We start from the raw sequence: 6067 nt of genomic DNA on the forward strand, positions 1-6067 counted from the left end.
CGGTGACCGCCGTACCGGGTCGGTCACCGGTTGGGGCAGATCAGCCAGCTGCACCGGTGTGGTCGTACCACCTGAACGGCCAGGATTCTTACCGAAAATCGGTGCACAACATCTTTATGCGACTTTCCCCTGTAGGCCAGCTGTCGCTCATGTGGTTGTTTGATTGCCCGCAGGTAAACGCACTGCTTCGGGCGCACCTGCGGCGGCCACCACTCCCGCTGTGCGGGAGAGTGCGCCGGCCCGGGGATCTGGCCCACCACCACCGCCGCACAGCGTGTGGTCGGCTCGCCAGATCGTCGCGCGGTGCCCACGGGGGATGGCGAAAGGCATGCAGTGATGGCTCCACCGGTGTGTGTCACGTCCGCGCGCGTGGGGTTCCACGACGCCGTTCACCAGCAGCGCTGAGGTGGCCGCCGACGAGCGGGCCGTCCCGAGCGGACGGCCCGGCGCGTGATCGCCCTGAAGGTCTACCGACTGCTGCCCCCACCCGCACGACGGCGTCTGCTGGGTCTGCTGCCCGCGCACCGCCGCATCGGCCTGGTGCAGACGTTGTCCCGCCCGCGTGGCGGCGACACCGTGCACCCGTTGGGCGCCCGGGTGACCGTGCCCGACGGTGGCGTCCGAACCCAGGCCGAGGTGGTCGCCAGCGCCACGCCGTTGCAGCTGTGGCACCGCAACCTCGCCGCGGTCACCGCCGCCCTGGAGACGGCCGGCATCGACTACCACTGCCTGCGCAACGACGACTACCTGCGCAGCACCGTCGCCGTCCTCGACGACCAGCGGCCGGCGGTGCTGCGCCGCCTGGTCCGGTCCGCGCCGACGCTGTCCGGCGCGCACGTCCGGGTGGTCACCGTCCAGCCCGGCCGGAATCAGCCGGACGCGGCCCCGGCCGAGGTGTTCCAGATCTGGTTTCCGGTGACCGACGCGAAGGCAGGCGTCGTTCTCGGCGCGCAGTTCGCCTGCGAGATCGAATTCTGGACCCGGCACGGCGACGTGGTGCGCGCACCCCGGCACAACGCGGTGATCGACGAGGCGCCTGCCGAGGCGGAGAAGGTCCGGGTCGCCGCGGCCCTCATCAGCCACTTCGTTCCCGAGGCGGACGACCACACCTACCGCACCCGCCGAGATCTGACGGTCCGGGCCCCGGACCGGGTCGGCTTCCCGATCGACGCCGTCTACACCTGGGTGGACGGGTCCGACCCGGAGTGGCTGAAGCGCAAGATGGCCGCGCTCGGCACGCCCGACGGCCCGCTGCACGCGGTGGCGGCGAACACGTCGCGCTACCACAACCGGGACGAGCTGCGGTATTCGATGCGTTCGCTGCACAGCTTCGCGCCGTGGCTACGCCGGATCTTCCTGGTCACCGACAGTCAGCTGCCGAGCTGGCTGGATCCGCACCACCCGATGGTCACCGTCGTCACGCACTCCGAACTCTTCGCCGACCTCGGCGGCCGTTCCTCGTTCAACTCCCACGCCATCGAGTCCCGGTTGCACCGCATCGACGGCCTGGCCGAACACTTCCTCTACCTCAACGACGACGTCTTCCTGGGCCGTCCGCTGCTGCCGACGCACTTCTTCCACGCCAACGGGATCGCCAAGTTCTTCCTCTCCCCGGCGCAGTTCGGGCTGGGCGAGGCGAAGCCTGACGACCCACCGGTGAACGCCGCCGGCAAGAACAACCGCCGGCACATCCAGCGGCAGTTCGGCGTCACCATCACCCAGAAGATGAAGCACACGCCGTTCGCGCTGCGGCGCAGCATCATGCAGCAGATCGAGGGCAAGCTGCCCGCAGACGTGCTGGCCACGGCCCAGCACCGCTTCCGCCACCAGGGCGACCTCTCCATTCCGTCCTCACTGCACCAGTACTGGGCGTACCTGACCGGCCAGGCGGTTCCGGCCGACATCGAGTACGAGTACGCGGACCTCGGCCACCCCTCGACGCCCGCCCGCCTCGCGGAGCTGCTGGCCCGCCGGCACCGCGACGTGTTCTGCCTCAACGACACCGACTCGGACTCCCGGGCGTTCGAGGAGCAGGAGAAGATGCTGGCCGGTTTCCTACCGCGCTACCTGCCCTTCCCGGCGCCCTTCGAGCTGCCCGACGACGTGGTGGCCGAGCGTCGGCGGTTGGGCGCCACCGCCCTGTGGCGCACCTCCTTCCGGCCGGTGCCGGGAGCCCGTCGGGCCGCTCCCGTCGACGCCCCGACCCTGCCGAACAACAGGTTCAACAGGGCCACCGGCCGCACGCCGCCATGATGAGGCCGACGGCTGACCGGCCGCGTCTCTGAGCCCGTCTTCCCGCAACCATCCCCAGTGGAGCCCAGTTGGTACGCCCCGCACCCGAACCGTCCTCGTCGGAACCACCCTCGGCGCTCGCCGAGCCGTCGGGGCTCGTCGACGTCTACCGTCGGGTGCTGAGCGCGCAGACCCGTCGTGCCATCGCGACCAAGGTGAGCCCGCGAGCGCGCCACCAGCTGAAGCAGTGGGTCGCGCGGGCTTCCCGGGACGCCCAGGGGGCGGGGCGTCGGGGTGAGCGGCTGGCCCGGCGGCAACCCGAACTGCTCGCCGGCGGTGACCGGGCCGTGGTGACGGCCGACCGCGGAGCACGAATTGCCCACGTCGACGCGGCCGTAACCCCGCTGCGGGCTCGCGCGGCGAACCTCGCGGCCGTCACGGCGGCACTGGACGAGGCCGGCGTGGAGCACTTCCGCGTCCGCGGGCGCTCACACCGTACGTCCGTGGTGGCCGTCGACGCGGCCGACCGCCCCCGGGTGTACGCCGCCCTCGCGGCGGCCTGCGCCCGGGTGCCCGGCTACGTCTGCGTACCCCGCCGCGACCGCGAGGCGCCACCCGCGGCCGGGTTCGAGCCCAGGACCTGGGACCGGCTCACCGACGCCCGGGTGGTCCGACTCACCTGGTACCGGACGGACCCCCGACACCGTCTGGTGCTGGGGCTGGAGTACGGCTGTGACGTCGAGTTCTGGACGCGCCAGGGCGACACACTCGTCGCCCCGCGCCGTAACCCGGTGGCGGAGCAGGTGCGGACGTCCTCGCCCGTTGTCCTGGTGCCCGAGTCGACGTTCACCGCGCTGGTGCCGCCCACCGGCAGCGCGACGGTGCGCAGCCGGCCGGAGTTCGCCGGGAGGCGCCCCGAGGACGTGGCCTTCCCCATCGACGTCGTCTACACGTGGGTGGACGGCACGGACCCGGACTGGTTGCGCCGACGCGCCGCGGTGACCGGCGTCCCGTACCACGCCGAGGCGGCGAGCCCGGCGCGGTTCCTCAGCCGCGACGAGCTGCGCTACTCACTGCGATCGGTGCACCTGTTCGCGCCCTGGGTCCGCCACATCTACCTGGTGACCGACGACCAGGTGCCACCCTGGTTGGAGCCGTCCGCGCCCGGGATCCGCGTGGTCAGCCATCGGGAGATCTTCACGGACCCGTCGGTCCTGCCGACCTACAACTCGCACGCGATCGAGAGTCAACTGCACCACATCGACGGGCTCTCCGAGCACTTCCTCTACTTCAACGACGACGTCTTCCTCGGCACCGAGGTGCTGCCGCAGGACTTCTTTCTTGCCAACGGCATCTCCCGGTTCTTCCCTTCGCCGGCGCTGGTGCCGCCGGGCGCCCCGAGCGCCGACGACATCCCGTCGTCGGCTGCCGGTAAGAACAACCGGGCCCTCATCGCCGACCGCTTCGGCACCGTGCTCAACCAGAAGATGAAGCACATGCCGCACGCGCTGCGGCGCAGCGTCCTGCACGAGATCGAGCAGGAGTTCCCGCTGCCGCACCACGCGACCGCCGCCAACCGGTTCCGCGGCATGACGGACATCTCGATCGCCTCATCGTTGCACCACTACTACGCCTTCCAGACCGGCCGGGCCGTACTCGGCGAGTTGGAGTACGCGATCGCCGAGCTGTCCCACCCCGACACTCCCGCGCGCCTTGCACACCTGCTGGCCCGCCGGGACCGGCACGTCTTCTGCCTGAACGACGCGTTCTCCTCCGAGGCTGATCTGGCCGCCCAGGTCGCGCTCCTCACGCCCTTCCTGGACACCTACTTCCCGGTGCCCAGCCCATGGGAGAAGAGCTGACATGAGCACCGTTTCCCGTCACACTCCACCCCGCGGAGCCCGTCGTCGTCACTCCGCCCGTCCGGAGGTCACGCGTTGTTCTGGTTGAGAAGCGGGGCCGGCCGGTCCGCCCCGGCCCAGCAGCCGGCGTCCTACCTGCAGGTCGTGGCGCACCCCGACGATGACCTGTTCTTCCTCAACCCCGCCGTGCAGCAGGCGATCAGCAGCGGCTGCCCGGTCACCGCGGTCTACCTCACCGCGAGCGAGGCCGACGGGCGGAACGCCCCCCAGAGCCAACCCGACCGGGCCGCCGTTCCGGTCGACTTCGCCGGTTACGCGGCGGCCCGCCAGAACGGCATTCGCGCGGCGTACGCCCAGATGGCTCTCGGAAACCGCAGGGCCGCCTGGTCGCGGGTCGCGCGGGTGCTGACGGGCGGCGTACCCGTCGAGGTCGCCACCCTCGTCGACGCGCCGACCGTACGACTGGTCTTCTTCAACCTCCGCACGCAGGACGGGGTCGGCGACGAGCCACCCCGGTGGCTCAGCGCGCTCTGGGAGGGGCGGCTGCCGGCCCTGCCGGCCCTCCTCCCGACGGGCAGCCCGCTGGAGAGCGTCGGCGCGTACGACCGGGAGCAACTGCTCGCCGCGTTGACGGCGCTGCTGGGCGAGGTCCAGCCGACCGTCGTACGGCTGCTCGACCCCGATCCGGACCACAAGACCTACGACGCGGCCAGCGGTCGAATCGCGTACTCGGACCATCTCACGCACACGGCCAGCGCGTACTTCGCGCTGGAGGCGGTCCGACGCCACGCGCAGGCCGGGGGGCAGCCCGTTCTGCGGGAGAGCTTCCGGGGCTACTACAACCGGCACTGGCCGCGCAACCTCGGGCCGGAGGCGTTCGCCGCCAAGAAAGCGCTGCTGGACATCTACGGCGGCGTCCCCCGGGACTGCGGGGACCCGGTGGGCTGCGGCGACTACCAGGTCGGCGATCAGGGGCACGTCCCCGGCTACGGGCAGAGCACCCACGCCCGCTATCCCGGCAGCGTCTCCTGGCTGCTCCGACAGGCCGACGGGCGGCTCGCCGCGTTCGCGGTGCTCGGGGACCGGGCGGCGGTGTGGCGGGAGACCCGCCCCGGTGGCGGGACCTGGCGTGGGCCCGACCTCATCGACGAGGGCGGCCTGGTGCCGCACCTGTACGCCCTCGCGGGCACCGACGGGCGGACCCACCTCTTCGGTGTCCGCCAGGTTCTGGACCTGACGCGGCAGGGCCACCGGCGCGTCCTGGTGACAGCTGTGCAGTCCGCGGCGGGCGGACCGTTCGGTCCCTGGACGGAGCTGGGCAACCCGGCCGACGGTGCCGCCGACGCGGAGGTCCGGCGGTTGGAGATGGGCATGCCGGTCGCCGCCGTCGGGGCTGACGGGCGGGTCCGGGTGTTCGTCCGCAACTTCGGGCGCGGCGTGAGCAGTCGGGTGCAGACCGGTCCGGACAGCTGGGGTCCCTGGCACGACCTCGGCGGCAGTGTCGTGCAGGAAGGGCTGACCGTGACGACCGCCGCCGACGGTCGCATCGAGCTGTTCGCGGGGACCGACCGGGCGGTGCTGCACTGGCGGCAGGCCAGCGCGGACGGGCCGTTCGAGCGGCCGGTGACGCTCGCCGTGCCGGCACCGGCGGGTCCTCCGACGGTGCTCGCGGAACCCGGGGGTCGGCTGTTGCTGGTTTTCCGCGAGGCGCAGAGCGGTCGGGTCTTCGCGCTGCGGCAGCGGGCCGGCGGCGGCTGGCCGGTCTCCCCAGCCAGCCTCGACGGGAGCGGGGGTTTCGGCCCGGTGGCCGCGGTGGCGGTTGCGCGGGATCCCGGTGCGACGGTGCTGGTGAAGCGGGACGACACCGGCGCGACCAGCCTGTCGTGGCAGCCGGTGGGGCGGGGGGTGTCGACGACATGGTCCACCGCGGGCGTCCTCTTCGTCGGCTCGCCGACCGACCGTGCGCACCTCAA

General features: G+C 72.1%; 3 protein-coding genes. All 3 read left to right on the forward strand.

Annotation, left to right across the window (positions count from 1 at the left end; translation table 11 throughout):
• Nucleotides 1-450 precede the first annotated feature (450 nt).
• Entirely contained in the window at nt 451-2253 is a 1803-nt protein-coding gene (locus tag F8271_RS14675) for a stealth family protein (RefSeq protein ID WP_225854544.1), read from the forward strand.
• Nucleotides 2254-2321: 68 nt separating this feature from the next.
• Complete coding sequence (locus tag F8271_RS14680; RefSeq protein ID WP_151490331.1) at nt 2322-4094, forward strand: stealth family protein; 1773 nt, start codon at nt 2322-2324, stop codon at nt 4092-4094.
• A 75-nt stretch (nt 4095-4169) separates the two neighbouring features.
• The coding region (locus tag F8271_RS14685) for a PIG-L family deacetylase (protein ID WP_151490332.1) at nt 4170-6067 on the forward strand (1898 nt) is incomplete at its 3' end.

This window comes from Micromonospora sp. ALFpr18c, assembly GCF_008868155.1.
GTDB lineage: Bacteria > Actinomycetota > Actinomycetes > Mycobacteriales > Micromonosporaceae > Micromonospora.